The following is a 22895-nucleotide window of genomic DNA, read 5'->3' on the forward strand; positions in this document are numbered from 1 at the left end:
TAGTGTTGGAGTGGCGCCACCATGGCCCGACCGATCTGGACCGGCACGCTGTCATTCGGGCTGCTCAATGTCCCGGTGTCGCTGATGTCCGGCGAACGCAACGTCGATCTGCACTTCCGGATGCTCGATTCGCGCGACCGCAAACCGATCCGCTTCGAGCGCGTCAACGCCGACACCGGCGAGGAAGTGCCGTGGAAGGACATCGTCAAAGCCTACGAGTACGACAAGGGCAGCTACGTCGTGCTGGAAGAAGACGATATCCGCTCGGCCGCGCCGGAAAGCCATGAGGCGGTCGAGGTGGAGACCTTCGTCGATGCCGGCACGATCGATCCGCGCTACTACGAGAAGCCCTACCTGCTGGTGCCCGCCAAGAAAGCCGAGAAAGGCTACGTGCTGCTGCGTGAGACGCTGCGCAGTACCGGCAAGGTCGGCATCGCGCGGGTGGTGGTGCGTACGCGCGAGTATCTGTGCGCGGTGATGCCGCACGGCGATGCGCTGGTGCTGATGATCCTGCGCTATCCGCAGGAACTGGTGGACCCGGAAGACTACAAGCTGCCCAGTGGGAGCCTGTCCGAGTACCGCATCAACAGCAAGGAAACCGCCATGGCCGAGCAGCTGATCGAGTCGATGTCCGGCGAATGGAAGCCGGACGAGTACCACGATGAGTTCCGCGAGCGCCTGCACACGCTGCTGAAGAAGCGGATCAAGGCCAAGGGCGGCACCACCAAGGTCGAAGAAGAGCCGGTTCCGCGCGAGGATGATGCGACCAACGTGGTCGACTTCATGTCGCTGCTGCAGAAGAGCCTGGATGCCAAGAAGCGCACGCCGGCGGCCAGGAAGACGCCGGCGAAGAAGGCCACGGCCAAGGTCGCCAAACCCACTGCCGCGAAGAAGGCGACCAAGACAGCGGGCAAGGCAGCCAAAAAGACAACCAAGCGCGCGCCCGCGCGCAAAGCCGGGTAAGCGCGCATGTCCCTGCAGGAGTACCGCCGCAAACGCCGCTTCGACGGCACCCCCGAGCCGGACGCCGAGCGTCGCGGTGCACCGGCGCGGCGACCGATCTTCGTCGTGCAGCTGCACCATGCCAGCTCGCGCCATTACGACTTCCGGCTGGAAGCCGACGGCGTGCTGAAGAGCTGGGCGGTGCCGAAGGGCCCCTCGCTGCGCGTGGGCGAGAAGCGGCTCGCGGTGGAGGTGGAGGACCATCCGCTGTCGTATGCGACGTTCGCCGGCGATATCCCCAGCGGTCACTATGGCGCTGGCCATGTGGACGTCTATGACCACGGCACCTGGGCCTGCGATGGCGATCCGCTGGAGGCGATCGCGGCCGGGAAGGTGGACTTCGTGCTGCACGGCGAGCGGCTGAAAGGCGGCTGGAAGCTGGTGCGCACCGCGATGAAGGGCAAGCAGCACCAGTGGCTGCTGATCAAACGCGATGACGATGAGGCGAGGGATATGGAGGCCGATGATCTGCTGGAGGCGCCGCCGACAGCGGCCAAGCGCGCGGGCACCAAGAAGGCTGCCGCGGCCAACACGAAGAAGGCGACCCCGGCAAAGAAGACCGCACCCGCCAAGCCAGTGAGGAACGGCGCCGCACGCAAGGCCGACGCGCGCTGGTCCAAACGCGCGCTCGCGCTTGAAAGCGCACGCGAGAGGCCCTACCCGCACGATTTCAAGCCGCAGCTGACCGACCACCGTGCCACCGCGCCGGATGGCGAGCAGTGGCTGCACGAGATCAAATGGGACGGCTACCGCCTGCTGGCCGACGTGCGCGAGGGCGTGGTTGCGCTGCGCTCGCGCGGCGGGTTGAACTGGACCGACGATTTTCCCGAGGTGGTGCAGGCGATCGAGCGGCTGCCGGTGCGCGATCTGCGCCTGGACGGTGAGCTGGTGGTCCTGGATGCGCAGGGCCGCAGTGATTTCACCGCGTTGCAGAAGGTCATCGACGGCACCGCGAAGCAGCCGCTGCGCTACGTGGTGTTCGACATGCCCGGCATCGCCGGGGTGGATGTCAGCCGCGTCCCCCTGCTGGAGCGCAAGGCGCTGCTCAAGGACCTGCTGGGCAGCAAGCCGGACACCCTGGCCTACAGCGACCATGTGCGCGACCACGGCCCGGCGGTGTTCGCCGCCAGTGGCGAAGCCGGCTTCGAAGGCATCATCAGCAAGCGGATCGACGCGCCCTACGTCAACGCGCGCTCGCGCGACTGGATCAAGATCAAGCACGAGAACACCGATGAGTTCCTCATTGTCGGCTACACCGAGCCCAAGGGATCGCGCAGTGGCTTCGGCTCGCTGCTGATGGCCACGCCGGACAAGGGCGGGCTGCGCTATGTCGGCCGCGTCGGCACGGGTTTCGATGATGCGGCGCTGCGCGCGCTGACGAAGCAACTGACGCCGCTGACCGTGAAGGACGCGGTGGTCGAACTGCCCTCGCACGTGCCGTTCACCGCGCGCAGCGTGCACTGGGTGAAGCCGGTGCTGGTCGCGGAAGTCGCCTTCCGAGGCTGGGCGAAGGAAGGCCTGCTGCGCCAGGCCAGCTTCAAGCGCCTGCGCGAAGACAAACAGCCGAAGGATCTGGGCGCGGCAGCCAACGTCACGACCGCCGCTGCGTCCGCCTCCGCCCCGGCGGCGAAAACCAGCGGCCGGAAGCAGGCCGCAGTTGCGAAGGAAGAGAGCACCGTGACGATCAGCCACCCCGAACGCGTGGTGTTCGCCAAGGCGAAGATCACCAAGGGCGAGGTGGCCGACTACTACCGCCGCATGGCGCGCTGGATCCTGCCCGAGGTCGCGCATCGTCCGCTGTCGGTGCTGCGCTGCCCGGACGGCGTGGACAAGCCCTGCTTCTTCCAGAAACACCATGGCACCGGCCTGGGCGGTGCGGTCAAGGCGATCCCGCTGGAACAGAAAAGCGGGCGGGAGGATTACCTCTACATCGAGGATGTGGAGGGGCTGCTGCAGCTGGTGCAGATGAACACCCTGGAGCTGCATCCCTGGGGCGCCACCGTCGATGACCCCGAACATCCGGACCGGCTGGTGTTCGATCTGGATCCGGGTGAAGGCGTGAACTGGGCCCAGATCAAGGCCGCCGCACGCGACGTGCGCGCGCGCCTGCAGGAAGCCGGGCTGGAGAGCTTCGTCCGGCTCTCCGGCGGCAAGGGCGTGCACGTGGTGGTGCCGCTGCAGCCCAAGGCCGACTGGGCGCAGGCCAAGGACTTCTGCGAGGCCTTCGCGCAGGCCATGGCCACGCAGGCACCGGACCGCTATGTGGCGACGATGAGCAAGGCCAAGCGCGACGGGGTGATCTTCATCGACTGGCTGCGCAATGCGCGCGGCGCCACCAGTGTGAGCTCGTGGTCGCTGCGGGCGCGGCCGGGTGCCGGCGTGGCGGTGCCGCTGCGCTGGGAAGAGCTGGGCCGCATCGCGGCGCCGGACGCCTTCCCGCTGGCGAAGGCGCTGCAGCGCGCGGAGCGGTTGAAGCAGGATCCGTGGGAGGGCATCGAGCAGGTGAAGCAGGTACTGCCCGGCAGCTGATCAGGCGCGCCCTGGCCGGAACCGCGTGCCCAGCCACAGGCCCACGAATGCCTGCACCGGCAGCGAAACCAGCAGGATCACCACGAACCAGAACGGGAAATCGCTGCCGAAATCCCACGCGGTGTAGATCGATGCGGCCGCGATCACCGCCCACACCACGCCGCCGTGCACACGCGGCCAATTGGGCGCATAACGGCTGGCGAAGGCGATCGCAGCGATGCCGCTGAGGATCGTCCAGGCCAGGTCCCAGGCCAGCTGGGTTTCTCCGCCGGGCGGAATGCGCAGCAACGGCACCAGCCAGGAACCGACGCTGTTGACCAGCACCATCACCGCGAACGCGAACACGACGGCGAGCACGGACAGCAACGGGTTCTTCAGGGCGGACCACACAGGCATGGCGGCGACATCACGGCGGGAGAGGCACCATTATGGACGGGTTGCCGCGGCGAGTTTCAGACCCGGCCGGCCGCCTTGAGCTGGGCGAACTCGTCATCACTGAACAGCCGCGAGCGGACCAGGAAGCGCACGCCCTCGCCGTTCTCCAGCGAGAACATGCCGCCGCGGCCCGGCACCACGTCGATGATCAGCTGGGTGTGCTTCCAGTACTCGAACTGCGAAGGGCTGATGTAGAACGGTGCCCCGCCGATTTCGCCCATGCGCACGTCACGGTCGCCGACGATGAAATCGCCCTGGGCGAAACACATCGGCGAGGAGCCGTCGCAGCAGCCACCGGACTGGTGGAACAGCAGATCGCCGTGGCGGGCCTGCAGTGTCTCGATCAGCTGCAGGGCCGGGAGCGTGGCCATTACCTGGAGCGGAAGGTCGGTCATGATCGGGGCACCCTGGGTGCCGGCGAGTGGCCGGCAGGACGGAAGAACCGGCGCTGCCGTCCTGCTGCCACCGGGAGAGGGGAAGCGGCGCAGGACGGCAACGCGGCGCCGTTTACGCGCTCATGTCCAGCACCACGCGGCCTTCGATCTTGCCGGCCTGCATGCGCGCGAAGATGTCGTTGATGTTCTCCAGCGAATCGCTGGTGACCGTGGCGGCCACCTTGCCCTGCTCGGCGAACTCCAGTGATTCCTGCAGGTCCAGGCGGGTACCCACGATCGAGCCGCGCACGGTGATGCCGTTGAGCACCATGCCGAAGATGTCCAGCGGGAAGTTGCCCGGCGGCAGGCCGTTCAACGAGACCGTGCCACCGCGGCGGACCATGCCCAGTGCCTGCTCGAAGGCCTTCGGCGAGACGGCCGTGACCAGTGCGCCATGTGCCCCGCCGATCTCCTTCTTCAGGAACGCGGCCGGATCGGTGTTGCGCGCGTTGACGGTGATCGTCGCACCCAGCCGCTCGGCCAGGGCGAGCTTGCCGTCGTCGATATCCACCGCGGCCACGTTCAGCCCCATCGCCTTGGCGTACTGCACGGCCATGTGGCCCAGCCCGCCGATGCCGGAAATCACCACCCACTGGCCCGGCTTCGTATCGGTGACCTTCAGGCCCTTGTAGACAGTGACGCCGGCGCACAGGATCGGCGCGACCTCGATGAAGCCCACGCTCTTGGGCAGCAGCCCGACATACGCCGCGTTGGCCAACGCGTACTCGGCGAAACCACCGTTCACCGAGTAGCCGGTGTTCTGCTGCGCCTCGCAAAGGGTCTCCCAGCCGCCCAGGCAGTGCTCGCAATAGCCACAGGCCGAGTACAGCCACGGGATGCCGACGCGGTCGCCTTCGCGGATGTGGCTCACACCCGCACCCACCGCAACCACGTGGCCGACCCCTTCATGGCCGGGAATGAACGGCGGGTTGGGCTTGACCGGCCAGTCTCCGTCGACCGCATGCAGGTCGGTGTGGCACACGCCACAGGCTTCGATCTTCACCAGGATGTCGCCCGGGCCGGGACGCGGCACCTCGACTTCCTCGATGCGCAACGGCTTTCCGAATTCGCGGACAACAGCGGCCTTCATGGTCTTGTTCATGCGTGGATCTCCGTGGATTGCCAATGACTGCACTGTGGCGCCGGCCGCATGCCGGCGCCTTGATCGGGATCAAGCCCGGGGCTCAGAAGAAGCCCAGCTTTTTGGGCGAGTAGCTGACCAGCAGGTTCTTGGTCTGCTGGTAGTGGTCGAGCATCATCTTGTGGTTCTCGCGGCCGATGCCCGACTGCTTGTAGCCACCAAATGCGGCATGGGCCGGATAGGCGTGGTAGCAGTTGGTCCACACGCGCCCGGCCTGGATGCCACGGCCCATGCGGTACAGGCGCGAGGCATCCCGGCTCCACACGCCGGCACCGAGGCCGTACAGCGTGTCGTTGGCGAGCTCCAGGGCTTCTTCCTCGGTCTTGAACGTGGTCACCGAGACCACCGGCCCGAAGATCTCTTCCTGGAACACGCGCATCCTGTTGTGGCCCTTGAACACGGTCGGCTTCACGTAGAAGCCGCCAGCCAGGTCGCCCTCGAGCATGGCCTGCTCGCCGCCGATCAGTACCTCGGCGCCTTCCTGCCGGCCGATGTCGAAGTAGGAGAGGATCTTTTCCAGCTGCTCGGAGGAGGCCTGCGCACCGACCATGGTGTTGGGATCGAGCGGATTGCCCTGCTTGATCGCGGCCACGCGCTTGAGCGCACGTTCCATGAATTCATCGTAGATCGATTCCTGGATCAGCGCGCGCGAGGGGCAGGTACACACCTCGCCCTGGTTGAAGGCAAACAGCACGAAACCTTCCACGGCCTTGTCGAGAAAATCATCGTCCTCGGCCATCACGTCGGCGAAGAAGATGTTCGGCGATTTGCCGCCGAGTTCCAGCGTTACCGGAATCAGGTTCTGGCTGGCGTACTGCATGATCAGGCGGCCGGTGGTGGTCTCGCCGGTGAAGGCGATCTTGGCGATGCGCGGGTTGGACGCCAGCGGCTTGCCGGCCTCCACGCCGAAGCCGTTGACCACGTTGAGCACGCCCTTGGGCAGCAGGTCGCCGATCACTTCCATGAGCACCAGGATCGAGGCCGGTGTCTGCTCGGCCGGCTTGAGCACCACGCAGTTGCCGGCGGCCAGCGCGGGCGCCAGCTTCCACGCCGCCATCAGCATCGGGAAATTCCACGGGATGATCTGCCCGACCACCCCGAGCGGTTCGTGGAAATGGTAGGCGATGGTGTCCTTGTCGATCTCCGACAGGCTGCCTTCCTGCGCGCGTACCGCGCCGGCGAAGTAGCGGAAGTGATCGGCCATCAGCGGCACGTCGGCGTTCAGCGTTTCGCGGATCGGCTTGCCGTTGTCCCAGGTTTCGGCATGGGCGAGCAGCTCGAGGTTCTCCTCGATGCGGTCGGCGATCTTGTTGAGGATGTTGGCGCGCTCGGTGGTCGAGGTCTGGCCCCAGGCGGTCTTGGCCGCGTGGGCAGCGTCCAGCGCCGCTTCGATGTCCTCGGCGTTGGAGCGGGCGACCTCGGTGAACACCTTGCCGGTCACCGGGTGGTGTTCTCGAAGTACTGGCCGCTGCGCGGCGCCACCCATTCCCCGCCGATGTAGTTGCCGTAGCGCGGCTTGAAGATGGACTGCGGGTCGGTGGCGTGCGGCTTGGCGGACGTGACGGCATTCATGGGTGCATCTCCGGATGGCGGTGGACAGGCCCGGTAAGGGTCTGTCCCCTGCCGCAAGGACGATGCCAGGTTCGGTGTGGTGCAGTGCGGCAAGGCCTGAGCCAGCGCGCCGATTGGAGAGGGGGGCGGAAACTGATGCGGTGCACCACGGCAGGTCATTGCGCGGTAACGCCGGGTGTGGTGTTTATCGGAACAGGCCCCGCTACAACTGTCGCAGATTGCGACACTGGAGAATCCAGGTGTCCCAGCGTCCGCTCCAGCACCGTGTCGGCACTGCACGACGCTCGTTCTTCGAGCGCGGCGCGGCGCCGGTCGGGATCGTGCCCGACACCATCCTGCAGTCCTGGCAGCGCTGCCAGCGCGGCGGGCTGTCGGTGGATGCGCAGCCGGAGGTCGAGCCGCTGCCGGACGCACGCCTGCGCGAGCTGCGGCAGCGCCAGGAAACGCTGTGGCGGCTGGCGCGGCCGGAGCTGGACGGGCTGGCGGCCGACATCGCGGCGACCGGCAGCATCGCGCTGCTGACCGACGAGGCCGGCTGGATCCTGGATGCCGAGGGCAACCCGGGATTTCTCGACAAGGCCGGGCGCGTGGCGCTGATGCCGGGGGTGCGCTGGGATGAAACCACGGTGGGTACCAATGCGATCGGTACCGCCATCGTCGAAGGCCGCTCGGTGGAGGTCCGGGGCGGCGAGCACTACTTCGCCCCGCACGCGATCCTGACCTGCTCGGCGACGCCGATCTTCGATCCCTACGGGCAGCGCGTCGGCGTGCTCGACATCTCCGGCGACGCGCGCCAGCAGCACCTGCATGCACGCGTGCTGGCGCGGCAGGCGGTGGCGCATATCGAGCACCGCTATTTCGAGGCGGGGCTGGGCGATTGCGAGGTCGTGCGCCTGCATCATGACGCCGGCCTGCTCGGCACCGCGCGCGAAGGCGTGCTGGGCTTCCGCAATGGCCGCCTGGTGGCCGCCAACCGCGCCGGGCTGGCCCTGTTCGGTCTGGACCACGGCGACATCGGCAGGGCCCCTTACGAGGCGCTGTTCGATGGTCCGCTGTCGCGGCTGCACGATGACGGTGCGCTGGTCGATCGCCAGGGGCGCGCGCTGTACGGGCACCTGGGGCCGGCGGGCGGCACCCGCGTGCGTTCGGCGCTGCCTGCCCGCCCGACACCGGCGGCCCCTGCCCGTGCCGCCGCCGCCGCCGTGCGTGCCGATGCCACGCCCCTGTTCGACGCGGCCCAGCAGCAGGTGCTCGACCGCGCCTGCCGCGTGCTGGACGCACAGCTGCCCGTGCTGCTGCAGGGTGAGACCGGCACCGGCAAGGAGGTCTTCGCGCGTGAGCTGCACCGGCGCAGTGCACGCGCCGACAAGCCGTTCGTCGCGGTGAACTGCGCGGCGCTGCCCGAAGGCCTGATCGAAGCCGAACTGTTCGGTTACGAGGAAGGTGCCTTCACCGGTGCGCGCAAGAGCGGCAACACCGGCCTGCTGCGGCAGGCGCAGGGTGGCGTGCTGTTCCTGGATGAAATCGGCGACATGCCGCTGGCGCTGCAGCCGCGCCTGCTACGGGTGCTGCAGGAGCGCACGCTGTCACCGCTGGGCGGCGGCAAACCGGTACAGCTGGATTTCGCCCTGATCTGCGCCACCCACCGCGATCTCGACCAGGCCATGGGCGCCGGTGAATTCCGCAGCGACCTGTACTACCGCATCGCCGACCACAGCGTGCGTCTACCTGCCGTGCGCGAGCACGCCGACCGTGCGGCACTGGTGCGTGGTCTGTGGGACAGGCTCGGCCAGGGCCGGCAGCTGGAGGCCGCCGCGCTCGACGCGCTGGCGGGTTACACGTGGCCGGGCAATGTGCGGCAGCTGTGTTCCTGCCTGCGCACCCTGGTGGCGCTGAGTGACCCAGGTGAGCAGATCCGGCACGGGATGCTGCCCGCCTATCTGCAGACCGTGCGCGCGCCGGTCCTGCCGTCCACGGCCGAGGGCCTGGAGGCGATGACGGAAACCGCGATGCGCGACGCGCTGCGGGCCAGCCATGGGAATGTCGCCCAGGCGGCCCGCGCGCTGGGCATCAGCCGCAGCACCCTGTATCGCCGCGTCGGCGCGACCGCCCGCCGCCACTGAGGCGGCAGGCGATGCGGGCTCAGCCGACCAGCGCGGCCGAATCGCGCGCGAGCTGCTCGATGCCGGCCCAGTCCCGGGCCTGCAGCAGTGCACGCGTGGTCAGCCAGGAACCGCCCACGCACAGCACGTTGGGCAGGTGCAGGAAATCGCGCGCGGTCTGCGCGCTGATGCCGCCGGTCGGGCAGAACCGCACATCGCCGAACGGGCCGTTCCAGGCCGACAGCATGGCCGCGCCGCCGGCCTGCACCGCCGGGAAGAACTTGAACGTATCCAGGCCGTGCTCCAGGCCGAGCATCAGCTCCGAGGAGGTCGCCACGCCCGGCAGGAACGGCAGGTCGGTATCGCGTGCGGCCGCGTACAACCGCGGCGTCGCGCCGGGCGACACCGCGAAGCGGCCGCCCACCTGCTTGACCTTCTCCATCTGCGCGGCGGTCAGCACGGTGCCGGCGCCGACCACGGCATCGGGCACGGCCTCGACCATCGCCTGGATCGCGTCCATCGCCATCGGCGTGCGCAGCGTCACTTCGATCACCGGCAGGCCGCCGTTGAACAGTGCACGCGCGACCTCGACGGCATCCTCGACGCTTTCCGGGGTGAACACCGGAATCACCGGGGCCAGTTTCAGGACTGCGCGTACGCGCGGATCAGCGCCGGACATCGAATCGCTCCTCGCCCGTGAGGGCCATGATGTCAGCCTCGCTGACAGGGTTGAAGTCGCCGGGGATCGAGTGCTTCAGGCAGCCTGCGGCCAGGCCGAAGCGCACGATCATGTCCGGCGCGAAGCCGCGCATCATGCCATGCAGGATGCCGGCGGCGAAGGCATCGCCCCCCCCGATGCGGTCCACGATGCCGATCATCTCGCGGGTCGGCGCCACGGCGCGGGTGCCATCGCGGCCGACCAGCATCGCCCCGAGTGCATGGTTGTCCACGCTGTGCGGGGTGCGCTGGGTGCAGGCCATCCACTGCAGGCGCGGGAACGCGGCGAAGGCCTGTGCGGCGGCCGCATCGACACGCTCACGCACATCGGCCTGCTCGAAGCTGCCGCCGAGCACCACGCCGATGTCGCGGTAATCGGCGAACAGCAGATCGGCGCAGGCGAACAGCTCGCGCAGGATGCCGGGCGCATCGCCCTGCCAGCGCGCCCACAGCGACGGCCGGAAGTTGCCGTCGAAGGACACCTTCACGCCCCGCGCGCAGGCGGCACGCGCCGCCGCCAGCGTGGCCTGGGCCATGGCCGGGTTGAGCGCCGGGCTGACCCCGGACAGGTGCAGCCAGTCGGCGCCGGCCAGCAGCGTGTCCCAGTCGTAGTCGGCGGCGCTGCTGTTGGCGAAGGCCGAGTCGGCGCGGTCGTAGACCACTTCGCTCGCGCGCTGGACCGCACCGGTGGTCAGGAAATAGAGCCCCATGCGGCCGTCGGTGCGGCGCACCGCGGTGGTGTCCACGCCATGCCGGCGCAGTTCGCCCAGTGCGTACTCGCCCAGCGGGTTGGCCGGCACCGTGCTGACCGCCGATACCGCATGCCCGAGGTGGGCCAGCGAGACACCGACGTTGGCTTCCGCGCCACCGGCGTGGACCATCAACTGCGGGTGCTGCAGCAGCAGCTCACGGCCGGGGGCGCTCATGCGCAGCAACAACTCTCCGAAACAGACAACACGACTCATGGTCCTGGATCCTTGTGAGGGCCGCGGACGCCGCGGGGACGTCCAGCAGCAATGGCTAGCGGTGTCATTCTAGCGATGGACGTCGCCCCGTCCACCTGTCCCGAATGTCGGAACCACTGTCCTGCAAGCGTCTGCGGGACATTGAAAGTCTGCTGCGGTGCAAGATGCCGGATCAGTAACGGGCTGTTAACGTCCGCCCTGACCAGCGGTGTCATTGCACTGACATGTCGTTGGATAGCTGTTTCATGTAGCACCTTGGGAGAGGGAAAACATGCAAGTCCAGAACACGCAGAAAAAGACACCGGTTACCTTGCTCGCATTGTCGATCGGCCTGGCGCTGAGTGGTACCGCGCTGGCCCAGGATGCGGGCACCACCAACCCCACCGAGCTGGATACCGTCACCGTCACCGGCTACCGCGCCAGTGTCGAGAAGGCGCTGGACATCAAGCGTGGCGAAGCCGGCGTGGTCGACGCCATCGTCGCCGAGGATATCGGCAAGTTCCCGGATCTGAACCTGGCCGAGTCGCTGCAGCGCATCCCCGGCGTGGTCATTACCCGCGAAGCCGGCGAAGGCCGCAACATCTCGGTGCGCGGCCTGGGCCCGGATTTCACCCGCGTGCGCATCAACGGCATGGAAGCGCTGACCACCGTCGGCGCCGGCGACCAGAGCGGCGGCACCAACCGTGGCCGTGGCTTCGACTTCAACGTGTTCGCCTCGGACCTGTTCTCGCAGCTGATGGTGCGCAAGACCGCCTCGGCGGACGTCGAGGAAGGCTCGCTGGGTGCCACGGTCGACCTGCGCACCGCGCGCCCGTTCGACTATGACGGCTTCACCTTTGCCGCCAGCGGCCAGGCCGGCTACAACGCGATGGCCGAGAAGGCCGACCCGCGCATGGCCGCACTGATCTCCAATACCTTTGCAGACGGCACCTTCGGTGCGTTGCTGTCGGTCGCCTATTCCGAGCGCCAGGCGCTGGAAGAAGGCTCCAACACCGGCCGCTGGGCCAACGGCCCGAGCAACGGCAACTTCAACGCCGCCTCGCCGTTCGCCGCCGCGCGCTCGGCCGACGTCTACCACCCGCGCTTCCCGCGCTATGTGCAGATGGAGCATGAGCAGAAGCGCCTGGGCGTGACCGGCACCCTGCAGTGGAAGCCGAGCGACGCCACCGAGATCTCGCTGGACGCGCTGTACTCGAAGATCGACGCCACCCGCGACGAGCACTACATCGAGGCGATCTCCTTCAGCCGTGGCACCAGCACCACGCCGCGCCTGGTCGGCAAGCCGGCGATGATCGTCAAGAACGGCGTGATCGAGAACAACGCACTGGTCTACGGCGAGTTCGACAACGTCGATATCCGCACCGAAAACCGCCATGACGAGTGGAGCACCGAGTTCAAGCAGCTCAGCCTGAACGGCCAGCACCGCTTCGGTGATGATTTCACCTTGTCCGGCAAGGTCGGCATCTCGCGCTCCAAGCACGAGAACCCGGTGCAGACCACGATCATCATGGACAAGTACGACGTCGACAATTACAGCTACGACTACCGGGGCAACAGCCGGTTCCCGACGCTGAACTACGGCATCGACCCGACCAACCCCGCGGGCTGGGAACTGGCGGAAATCCGCCTGCGTCCGCAGTACGTGGACAATGACTTCGATACCGGCCAGATCGACTTCAACTGGAACATCAGCCCCGGCTTCCGCCTGAAGGGCGGCGTGCTCGCCAAGGACTACACCTTCAAGACCACCGAACTGCGCCGCGCCAGCGAACTGGCCGTGCCCAACTTCGCCGACGGCACCAAGATCGTGCCGGTGGACATGACCGAGCAGGCCGGCCTGAAAGGCATCAACGGCAGCCCGTCCAACTGGGTGGTGCCGGATCTGAACGCGATCGCCGATCAGTTCGACATCTACAGCAACAGCGGCATCTTCGCCGTCGCCCCGCGCGCCAACAACGTGCGCAGCGTCGAAGAAAAGGACCGCGGCGCCTACCTGATGGGCGAGTTCTCCACCGAGATCGGCGCGCTGCCGCTGTCGGGCAACGTGGGCGTGCGCTACGTGCGCACCAAGCAGAGCTCCACCGGCCTGTCCACGCTGGCCACCGGGACGGTCTCCACCACGGAGAACCGCACCTACAACGACACCCTGCCCTCGTTCAACCTGGTGGCGGAAGTCACCCCGGACTTCCTGATCCGCCTCGGCGCGGCCAAGGTGATGAGCCGCCCGGGCCTGGGCAGCCTGACGCCTGGCGCCACGGTGGCCGTGGCCGGTGGTGCACGCACCATCTCCAGCGGCAACCCGGACCTGGAACCGATCCGTGCGACCAACGTCGACCTCGGCTTCGAGTGGTACTTCGCCGAAGGCGCGATGGCCGGCATCGGCCTGTTCTACAAGGACATCGAGAGCTTCGTGCAGACCACCCGCGAAGTGCGTCCGTACTCCGACAGCGGCCTGCCCGCCTCGCTGCTGATCGGCACCGGTGCCTCGCCGGCCGATGACTTCACCTACAGCCGTCCGGTCAACACCCCCGGTGGCGAACTGCACGGCGTGGAAGCCAACTACACCCAGCCCTTCACCTTCCTGCCCGGCAAGTGGTCCAACCTGGGCGTACAGTTGAACTACACCTGGGTGGAATCGCAGATCCAGTACCTCAACGCCGCCGGCCAGCCGGTGATGAAGACCGACCTGACCGGTCTGTCCAAGTCGTCCTGGAACGCCACCCTGTTCTACGAAGGGAAGGTCTTCTCCGGCCGCGTCTCGGCGACCAACCGCGATGACTACCTGACCCAGGCACCGGGTACCGAAACCGGCTTCAACATCGATGGCTACCACGGCATGACCGGCACCACGGTCCTGGATGCGTCGATCCGCTACACGATCAGCGATCAGCTCGAGCTGAGCCTGGAAGGCATCAACCTGACCAACGAAGCCTCCGACGAGTGGGTCTACTCGCCGGCGACCGGTCAGCTGCCGCTGCAGTACACCGAAACCGGCCGCCAGTTCCTGCTCGGCGTGCGCTACAAGTTCTGATTCAACGGCAGTACCCACCGGCGGCGTGAGCGATCACGCCGCCGGCTGCGCGCGCGCCGCCATCGTTGCCATCCCCGACCCTCGCCAACACACGCACACGCTGCTGCGGCGCAAGATGCCGCCGCGTGAAGGGTTTGTTACGTTTCGGATGACCAGCGGTGTCACCGCGGCCACGCGCGATGGACGCTCCGGAGGAGGCCGGACGTCATGACTCATCAACATCACGGTCGCATGGCGGCGAACCCTGGGAGGGGCTTACACACGATGGAACGACAGGACACCCGCAGGACGACACCGGTTACCTTACTTGCGGTTTCGATCGCCTTCGCGCTGCAGGGCGCGGTCGGCAGCGCCGCCGCCCAGCAGACACCCGAACAGGCTGCCGCGCTCAACGCGGTGGATCTGGACAAGGTCGAAGTCAAAGCGACCTACCGCGAAAGCCTGCAGCAGTCGCTGGATGAAAAGCGCTACAGCGTCGAGCAGGTCGATGCGATCTACGCCGAGGACATCGGCAAGTTCCCTGATCTGAACCTGGCCGAGTCGATGCAGCGCATCGCCGGCGTCTCGATCGACCGCGAAGGCGGCGAAGGCCAGCAGATCTCGGTACGCGGCCTGGGCTCGGACTTCACCCGCGTGCGCATCAACGGTCTGGAAGCGCTGTCCACGGCAGGCAGCGGCACCACCGGGGTCAACCGCAGCCGCGGCTTCGACTTCAATACCTTCGCCTCGGAGCTGTTCAGCCGGGTCAAGATCAACAAGACCCAGTCGGCGCAGACCGACGAGGGTTCGCTGGGCGCCACGGTCGATCTGCGCGGTTCGCGCCCGTTCGATTTCGAGGGCTTCCAGGCCTCGCTCGGCGGCCAGTACGGCTACAACGAACTGTCCAGGAACAAGGACCCGCGCATCTCCGGCCTGATCAGCAACACCTGGGCCGATGGGCGGGTCGGCGCGCTGATGTCGGTGGCCTACAGCAAGCGCACCATCTTCGAAGAAGGCTACAACCCGGTCCGCTGGGAGCACGGCAATTACCGCAACTCCAACCAGAGCACCGCGGCAAACAACGGCACCTACGGCTTCTGCAGCCCGGCCGGCTACGACCCGCAGACCCCGCGTAATCCGCTGGCCAATGAAACCGCTGCCGGTGTCGGCAGCGCCGCCAACCAGGCGCGCAGCAACGGCTGGGGCAGCTATGGCATCGATGCGACCCACTGCGGCCCCGGCCTGGATCGCCCCGCGGCGACCGCCGGGAACATCGCCGCCTACGAGACCGCGACCAACGCGTGGATTCCGCGCTACCCGCGCTACATCCGCACCGAACACGAGATCGAGCGGCTGGGCGTCACCGGCGCGCTGCAGTTCAAGGTCAGCGACGACACGCAGTTGAACCTGGACATGCTGTATTCCAAGCTCGACAAGAACGTGCGCGAAGACTCGATCGGCGCCAACCTGCACCGCACCGCGCAGTACGGCGGCAAGACCCAGATCGTGGTCCGCGAGGCGCAGGCCGATGAGCAGAACCGCCTCACCTACGGTGTGTTCGACAACGTCGACTTCCGCACCGAATCCACCGCGATCGAAGAGAGCACCGAGTTCAAGCAGTTCAGCCTGAACCTGGAACACCGCTTCAACGATGCGGTGCGCCTGGATGCGGTGGTCGGCCATTCCGAGTCCAACTACGCTCGGCCGGTCTTCTCGATGGTCAGCTTCGACAACAGCAACCTGGATGGCTTCGTGCTGGACATGCGCAACGGCAAGGTGCCGGCGATGTCCTTCCCGTTCGATCTCAATGCGGTCGACAACTGGAAGTGGCTGGGCTACGGCAGCACCCCGGTCAATGCCAACGGCACCGCGCGCGGCGGCAACATCAGCGAAGTGCGCTTGAACCCGCAGTACGTCGACAACGCCTTCGACACGGCCAAGGTCGACCTGACCTTCGACATCAATCCCACCTTCACCCTGCGCGGCGGTCTGGCCTACAAGGACTACGACATGAGCACGCAGGAGTACCGCAACATCAGTTACGGGCGCCTGTCGCAGGCACTGCCGGGCGGTGTGACCGTGGGGGACCTGAGCGATACGCTGAGCGGCTTCGGCAAAGGCATGGACGGCAACCTGCCCAACGCCTGGCTGGTGCCGGACTTCAACCAGATCGCCAAGCTGCTGGACATCTACTGCAACTGCGACACCGGTGCGCTGGGCGGCGACTACCGCCTGGCCAGCGTCGGCCATTTCGGTGCGTCCAACAACAACTTCGACGTCAACGAGAAGAGCTACGGCAGCTACCTGCAGCTGGACTTCAACACCGACCTGCTGGGCCGCGCGTTCCGCGGCAACCTGGGCGTGCGCTACGTGCAGACCCGCATCACCGCCGATGGCTATGCGCCGTGTACCGCCACCAACGCGAACGATCTGTCCTCGGCCTGCGAACCGTTCTTCGGGGTGGCCAGCGCCACCGCCGATCCCGGCGAGCGCCTGCAGGTCGGCACCCGGGTCGGCCACAAGTACGACGACTGGCTGCCCTCGTTGAACCTGGCCTGGGACCTGAGCGATACCTTCGTGCTGCGCTTCGGCGCGGCCAAGACCATGGCCCGCCCGACCCTGTCCAACCTGTCGCCCAGCGTCAGCGGTGGTCCCACCGCGTATTTCGAAGACGACCGCAGCTACTCGATCAACCTGGGCAACCCCAAGCTGGACCCGTTCCGCTCGACCAACTACGACCTGAGCGCGGAGTGGTACTTCGACGAAGGCGCGCTGCTGTCGGCAGCGCTGTTCTACAAGGACATCGAGAGCTACGTCCAGCGTACCCGCCTGCTCACCACCTGGGCGGACATGGGGTATTCGCTGGACCTGCTGCCGACCGGCTTCAGCCCGGACACCGTGTTCAACGTGCAGAGCTACTTCAACACCCCGGGCGGCCCGCTCAAGGGCTACGAAGTGTCCTACCAGCAGCCTTTCAGCTTCCTCCCCGGCTTCTGGCGCAACTTCGGCGTGCAGCTCAACTACACACACGTCGAGTCCAAGATCAAATACATGTTCAGCTCCGGCACCGGCAGCACGATCGTCACCACGTACACCGAGAACGACCTGCTGAACCTCTCGCCGAACTCGTACAACGCCACGCTGTACTACGACGATGGCCGCTTCAGCGCCCGTGTCTCCACCAGCTACCGCGACGCATACATCAGCACCATCCTCTCGCAGGAGAACGTGTGGGACCTGGACGGCAACCCGCTCGCCACCGCCGATGTGCAGGGCAAGTACAGCGTGGAGAACGTGGACTTCAACATGTCCTACAAGGTCAACAAGAATCTCTCGCTGACCTTCGAGGCGATCAACCTGCTCGACACCGCCGATGAGCGCTATGTCGATTCGGCGTTGTCGCTGCCGGACCGCTACACCCACACCGGCCGCCAGTACTACCTCGGCCTGCGCTACAAGTTCTGACCGTGCTGCGTCTTCCGCCACCGCCATCGGGCCCGTCCCCGTCCTTCTCTCCGGGATGGCGGGCGCGGTGCCGGGGCGGAAGGCCACCGTGAGCGGCTGACCCCCGCTGCTGGTTCCGCTGTACTGTTTCTGCTGTCGAAAGGAAGGTCTCATGCATCGCGTTGTCGCCGCCTCGATCCGCCCCTCCCGCCTGTCCGCCAGCCTGCTGGCGCTGCTGCTCGCGGGCAGTGGCACCGCCTGGGCGCAGACCGCGCCGCAGCTGCTGTTCCACGTGTCGGCCGACCAGGGCCTGCAGGCCGACACTGCCGCGGGCGACCCGGTCCCGAACTTCGTGGACAAGGTGAAACGGGTGCCGAACGGGGCACATGGCAGCGCCATCGAATGGGCCGACGACGGCGTGCTGTCGTGGAATGCACCGGGCAACATCCAGGCACAACGCGGCACGCTCGGCTTCTTCTGGCGCGCGCGCTACGCGGTGGGTGAAGCGCCGTTTGTGATCTTCCGGGTCGGCTACGCCGACCACAGCAGCTGGGACATGGCCTGGCTGCGCATCGACTGGAACGGCCACGGCTTTGATGCCTTCGTCACCGATGCCAACCTGGCGCGCACGCGCGTGTCGTTCAAACTCGATAAGAACCCCTCGCCGCAGCAGTGGCAGCACATCGCCTTCGGCTGGGACGAAAACCACGGCGTGCGCCTCTACGTGGACGGCAGGGAGGTCGCCCGCCAGGAGACCACGGCCGACTACGACGCCGCGCTCGACCAGCTCGGCCTGGCCGCGCGCGTGATGGCGCCCTACCAGGTGCAGAGCCGCTACAACTTCCTGCGCGGCAGCGATTTCGACGAGATCCGCGTCTACGACCGCCTGCTCGATCCGGCCGGCATGGCCGCACTGGCCCGCAATGCCGCCCCCACCACCGCCGTGGCCGGGCCGGACCCGATGCGCGCCTGGCGCCATCGCCACGGCTGGGACGCTGCCCCGCCGCCGGCGTTGAGCGCACCGATCACCACGATCCGCAAGGTCGAGTTCGCCGATACCAAGGACCACAAGCAGTGGATGTGGAAGGCCACCGACGGCATCGCCGAAACGACCTGGCCGGGCGTCTACAACCGCTCGCGCCTGCCAGGGCGCAATGATTATTTCCAGCTGCCGGACTGGAACACCTATGTCGACGGCGGCCAGCAGCTCGACCTGACCCTGCCGGCCGGTGAGACCGTCAACCGCATCGAAGTGCGCGGCGCCGCCTTCGGCGGGCTCAGCCACAGCGTGGATGGCCAGCCGGCGCAGACGCTGTTCGAGCGTCCGCAGGGCGTCGTCCGCAGCGTCAACCCGATTCCCGCGCAGGCGGGCGGCGTGCTGCACTTCCGCAACACGGCGCAGGAAACCCCGATCCAGGAAATCTGGGCCTACCAGGTCAGCGATGCGGCCGAGCCGGAAGGCACGGTCAAGCAGCGCTACCTGATCGACAGCCAGGCCCTGCCGGACTACACCAACATCGCGGCACTGCGCGCGTACATCGAGGGTCGCTACCCGGCGGCCGAACGCAGCACGGTGATGGCGCTGCCCAAGGGCGCCGGCTCACGCAAGCGCACGGCCGATACGCTGCCCGCGCAGCCGCTGCCGATCGTGCACGTGCTGATTCCTTCCGGCGTGAGCGACGCACCGGCCGCGCAGCCGCTGATCCGCAGCTGGGCGCACAGCTGGGAGAACATGCATGACGGCCTGGATGGCGTGGCGATCGATCTGCCCGCGCTCGATCTGCCCGCCACGCAGGACGGCCTGATTCCGCTCAACATCCGCATCAAGGATCCGATCTGGCCGGCGCGCGACATGATCGACGTGTCGGTCTCGGTCAAGCCGGGCCAGAAGCGCACCCTGTGGCTGGACCTGCGCGACCGCATCCTCACCGCCGACAGCCTGTGGATCTCCATCGCCTCGGCCGCCCCCGGCTTCAACGCCACCTCGCTGGACGGTGCCGAGATCCGCATGGTCTACAAGGATCGCGAGGAGGCGAAGAAAGAGCATCTGGCCGATCGCTTCAACCAGGTCCGCGACAACTGGGGCTTCCTGGTCGAAGAGCACACCACGTCCAAGCGCCAGCGCCTCTACGCGCGCGTGTACGCCGATCTCAGCGACCTGCTGCGGGTGGATCCGGACCACGAACTCGGCCGCCTGTATTGGAACTACATCAGCTACAACAGCCAGGGCAAACCGCCGTTCACCCAGCCCGAGGCGCCCAAAGGCGTGCCGCAGTGGGCGTTCGCGCAGACCGAAGACCTCAAGTACGTGCGCCGCTTCATCGACTGGTGGATCGACAACCGCCAGATCGCCTATGGCGACTTCGGTGGCGGCATCTCCGACGACTCCGACCTGACCCAGCAGTGGCCGGGCCTGGCCCTGATGGGCGTGCAGCCGGACAAGCTCAATGCCTCGTTGACCGCGCTGTCCGATGCGGTCTACCGCAATGGCATGTTCAGCAACGGCCTGAGCACCATCGAAACCGATGAGCTGCATTCCTACGAGGAGGGCATCAACACCAACAGCGCGATGCTCTACCTCAACTGGGGCGATCCGCTCACCGTCGAGCGCCTGATGGAAACGGTGAAGGCCTTCGACGAACGCATCATCCTGCCCAACCCGCAGGGGCATCTGCTGTTCTCCAGCAACTGGTTCGGCGGCAACAAGGTCTACCGCGAACCGAACTGGCAGTGGCAGAAGCCGTACTCGTTCCCGGTGCTGCACCCGGCGTTCCTGATCGGCCAGTACAACGCCGATCCGACCGGCCGCAAGCTGGTCACCGGGCTGGCCGATGGCTACCTCGCCCATGCCTACACCGACGACAAGGGCCGCTGGGCGCTGCCCAACGAGATCCACTGGGCGACCGGCAAGACCCGCGGCGGTGAGCTCAACAACGGCTCGGGCAGCGGCGACATCATGCATACCTTCTGGGCGGCATGGCGCTGGACCGGCGATGACAAGTACCTCAAGGCATTGGATTACCGCGTCGAGCGCGGTGGGCCGGGGGCGCTGTCCAACCTGGGCGAGAACTATGTCGAGGCGCTCGGCCGCGGTGCCGAGTGGAACCCGCGTTTCATCCGTGATGCCGACGGTGGCAGCACCGGCTTCGCCAGCCTGATGGCGTGGCAGGCCACCGGCGACAAGAAATACCTGGAAGCCCTGCACGCCGATGGCATCCAGGCCAAGGCGCAGCGCGAGTACATGAACACCGAAGGCCACTGGTGGTCCGACCGTGTCGAAGCGCCCAGCGAATTCCTGCAGCGTGCGCGGCTGGGCGGCATCGCGCTGAAACGCAACCAGAGCTGGCCGGGCCACACCGTGAGCTGGCGCTTCGCCCAGCCGGACGCAGCCGAGCAGGTGGCGCTGCTGGTGCATGCGCCCTCGCCGGACCGCTTCAAGGTGATCGCCTACAACATGGGCAAGCACGCGGTGGACGCGGAGATGAGCACCTGGAATGTCACCGCCGGGCAGTGGCGGATGACCAGCGGCGTGGACCGCGACGGCGATGACACCATCGACGGCAAGGCCACCACGCGTGATCTCACCCTGGAACGCAGTGCCTCGACCACGCTGCGCTTCGCGCCGGGCCAGAGCCAGGTGTTCGAGTTCGAGCTGGTGCAGGCCGGGACACCGGTCGAACAGCGTGCCGACCTCGGCATCGGGCGCGGCGATGTGCGCGTGGAGGACGGCCAGGTGCAGGTGACCGTGCACAGCCTGGGCCATGTCGCCACCGGTGTGGGCGTGGCGGTGCTGGAAGATGCCAAGGGCCGTGAGCTGGCCCGGGTGGAGATTCCGGGCCTGGCCGCGCCGAGCGATCTGGTGCCGAAGACCGCCACCGTGCGCCTGCCGTTGCCGGCCGGTAACCGCAACGGCTGGCAGGTGCGCGTCATGCAGGCCGACGGCGCAGCCGAGGTGACCCAGCGCAACAACGTGGTGACGCTGGACCGGTAGCGCCATGCCAGGCATGGCCGCCTTGGCTCACAGCGTGACCTGCCCCTCGATGCAGGTCACGCAGTCCCCGCCGATCCACAGCGCATCGCCTACGCGCTCCACCCGCAACCGCCCGGCGCGGCCGATCGCCGTGCCCTGGCTGATCACATAGCGGTCCGGCGCTTCGCCGGTGGCCAGCAGCCAGCGCGCGATGCCCGCATTGAGGCTGCCCGTCGCCGGGTCCTCCGGCGCGCCGTCGCCCGCGATGAAGGCGCGGCTCTCGTACTGGGCCTCCTCGCCATCGCTGCGCTGCCACGGTCCGAACACGCCGACCTTCAGGCCTTCCAGCTGCGCATAGTCCGGCTGGACCGCCAGCACCGCCGCGCGATCACGCAGCCGCAGCGCGAGCCAACCGGTGCCGTTGTCCGCCCAGCGCGCATCCACGACGTCCTCCGTCGCCACGCCCAGGCCGCGCCGGACGCGCTCGCGCAGGTCCGGCGTCAACGCCTCGCCCCGCAGCAGCGGCGGCGCCAGGAAGGCCAGGCCCGTCTCGCTGCGCCGGATGCGTACCAGGCCGATCCCGCACTCCTGCACGATGTCCTCGTCCTTCGGCACGCCGCCATGCGACAGCCAGGCATGGCAGCTGCCCAGGGTGGGATGCCCGGCGAACGGCAGCTCTTCCAGCGTGGTGAAGATGCGCACGCGGTAGTCCGCCCGGGGATCGGTCGGCGGCAGCAGGAAGGTGGTTTCGCTCAGGTTGGTCCAGCGTGCGAATGCGGCCATCCGCGTGTCGTCGATGCCTTCGGCCTCCAGCACCACGGCCAGCGGATTGCCGCGCAGTGGATCCTGGCTGAAGACATTGACCTGTTGGAACGGCAGCGTGGGCATGGCGGAACATCGGGAACGGGTGGAACGCGCATGATGCGCGCCACGCCGCCGCCCGGTCGAGCGGAGTGCTAGGCCGCGTCGGTTTCCATCACCTGCACGCGGCGCTGGTACCAGCCGTCGGCCTCGGGCTCGAAGATCGCGCTGCGGGTCATCTCGCCCTGGTAGACGTGCACCGAGATCGCCAGGTCGTCATCGCTGGTATTGCGGAGGGTGTGGTACTCATGCGGCGGGATCAGGCTGCCGGCACTGCCGCAGTCGCCCAGCACGGGCGGCTCCGGGCGGAAACGGAAGCGCTCGCCGTCGCGCTCCAGCAGCTGGTACTGGGTGATCTCCAGCTGGCCCAGCCAGACCCCCTCCACGCACCACAACCCGCTGTGGTCATGCAGCGGCGTGCCCTGGCCCGGTCCCCAGCTCATCGCGACGATGCTGTAGCCGTGCACCGGGCTGCGGTACAGCTCGCGGCGGGCGTAGTGATCCTCGATCGGGTGGTGCACGCAGGCCGGCAGCTGGATGCGGCTGTCGGCGATTGCTTCGCGCAACGCCGCCCGCAGCGTGGCGGCGATCTGGTGCGCGTGCTCGTGCTGGACGGCATGGTCGACCGCAGCGATCAATCGATCACGACCATGGAACGGCGGAAACGGGTTGCATTGGTCTTGCATGCCTCGAGTCTAGGCGATTCTGGTGAA

Annotated in this window: 13 protein-coding genes and 1 pseudogene; 6 read left to right on the forward strand and 8 right to left on the reverse strand. The window is 67.4% G+C overall.

All coding sequences use genetic code 11. The features are described 5' to 3' along the window. The first annotated feature begins 21 nt into the window (after nucleotides 1-21). Together ABE424_RS10805 and ligD are read left to right on the forward strand one after the other, a co-directional pair. Entirely contained in the window at nucleotides 22-963 is a 942-nt protein-coding gene (locus tag ABE424_RS10805; protein WP_176990765.1) for a Ku protein, read from the forward strand. Nucleotides 964-969: 6 nt separating this feature from the next. Then, entirely contained in the window at nucleotides 970-3531 is a 2562-nt protein-coding gene (gene ligD / locus ABE424_RS10810; RefSeq protein WP_346491426.1) for a DNA ligase D, read from the forward strand. Here the strand turns inward: ligD and ABE424_RS10815 are convergent, their stop codons facing one another. From ABE424_RS10815 to adh, 4 genes and pseudogenes are all read right to left on the reverse strand, one after another. Beyond that, nucleotides 3532-3927: a hypothetical protein gene (locus ABE424_RS10815; RefSeq protein WP_346491427.1), complete on the reverse strand. Its 396-nt coding sequence runs from the start codon at nucleotides 3925-3927 to the stop codon at nucleotides 3532-3534. Between the two features lie 56 nt (nucleotides 3928-3983). Further along, on the reverse strand, nucleotides 3984-4361 hold the full coding sequence (locus tag ABE424_RS10820) for a DUF779 domain-containing protein (RefSeq protein WP_176990768.1): 378 nt from the start codon (nucleotides 4359-4361) through the stop codon (nucleotides 3984-3986). A gap of 112 nt (nucleotides 4362-4473) precedes the next feature. After that, nucleotides 4474-5502, reverse strand: coding sequence for an alcohol dehydrogenase AdhP (gene adhP, locus ABE424_RS10825; protein WP_176990769.1), 1029 nt, complete (start codon nucleotides 5500-5502; stop codon nucleotides 4474-4476). Between the two features lie 82 nt (nucleotides 5503-5584). After that, nucleotides 5585-7113, reverse strand: a pseudogene (gene adh / locus ABE424_RS10830) (aldehyde dehydrogenase). A 239-nt stretch (nucleotides 7114-7352) separates the two neighbouring features. Between adh and ABE424_RS10835 the strand changes: the two are divergent. Further along, a complete protein-coding gene (locus ABE424_RS10835; RefSeq protein WP_346491428.1) occupies nucleotides 7353-9236 on the forward strand; it encodes a sigma-54-dependent Fis family transcriptional regulator in 1884 nt (627 codons plus the stop codon). Between the two features lie 19 nt (nucleotides 9237-9255). On the opposite strand, the gene eda is transcribed toward ABE424_RS10835, so the two are convergent. Both eda and ABE424_RS10845 read right to left on the reverse strand, forming a co-directional pair. Continuing rightward, nucleotides 9256-9894, reverse strand: a complete 639-nt coding sequence (eda, locus tag ABE424_RS10840) for a bifunctional 4-hydroxy-2-oxoglutarate aldolase/2-dehydro-3-deoxy-phosphogluconate aldolase (RefSeq protein WP_176990772.1) — start codon at nucleotides 9892-9894, stop codon at nucleotides 9256-9258. Further along, nucleotides 9881-10897, reverse strand: coding sequence for a sugar kinase (locus ABE424_RS10845; protein WP_346491429.1), 1017 nt, complete (start codon nucleotides 10895-10897; stop codon nucleotides 9881-9883). Before ABE424_RS10845 ends, eda begins: the two co-directional genes overlap by 14 nt. Before the next feature lie 271 nt (nucleotides 10898-11168). On the opposite strand from ABE424_RS10845, the gene ABE424_RS10850 reads away from it, so the two are divergent. From ABE424_RS10850 to ABE424_RS10860, 3 genes are all read left to right on the forward strand, one after another. Further along, nucleotides 11169-13928 (forward strand): TonB-dependent receptor, encoded by a 2760-nt coding sequence (locus tag ABE424_RS10850; RefSeq protein ID WP_176990774.1) that lies wholly within the window; start codon nucleotides 11169-11171, stop codon nucleotides 13926-13928. 264 nt (nucleotides 13929-14192) lie between these two features. After that, nucleotides 14193-17372, forward strand: a complete 3180-nt coding sequence (locus ABE424_RS10855; RefSeq protein ID WP_346491430.1) for a TonB-dependent receptor — start codon at nucleotides 14193-14195, stop codon at nucleotides 17370-17372. Between the two features lie 151 nt (nucleotides 17373-17523). Next, nucleotides 17524-21342 (forward strand): LamG-like jellyroll fold domain-containing protein, encoded by a 3819-nt coding sequence (locus ABE424_RS10860; RefSeq protein ID WP_346491431.1) that lies wholly within the window; start codon nucleotides 17524-17526, stop codon nucleotides 21340-21342. A 27-nt stretch (nucleotides 21343-21369) separates the two neighbouring features. On the opposite strand, the gene ABE424_RS10865 is transcribed toward ABE424_RS10860, so the two are convergent. Continuing rightward, nucleotides 21370-22209, reverse strand: a complete 840-nt coding sequence (locus tag ABE424_RS10865) for a PhzF family phenazine biosynthesis protein (protein WP_346491432.1) — start codon at nucleotides 22207-22209, stop codon at nucleotides 21370-21372. 68 nt (nucleotides 22210-22277) lie between these two features. Then, nucleotides 22278-22868 carry a cysteine dioxygenase family protein gene (locus ABE424_RS10870; protein ID WP_176990778.1) on the reverse strand — a complete coding sequence of 197 codons (591 nt, stop codon included), beginning with the start codon at nucleotides 22866-22868 and terminating at the stop codon, nucleotides 22278-22280. Nucleotides 22869-22895 lie beyond the last annotated feature (27 nt).

It is taken from the genome of Stenotrophomonas sp. TWI1149 (assembly GCF_039673155.1).
Lineage (GTDB): Bacteria > Pseudomonadota > Gammaproteobacteria > Xanthomonadales > Xanthomonadaceae > Stenotrophomonas > Stenotrophomonas maltophilia_AA.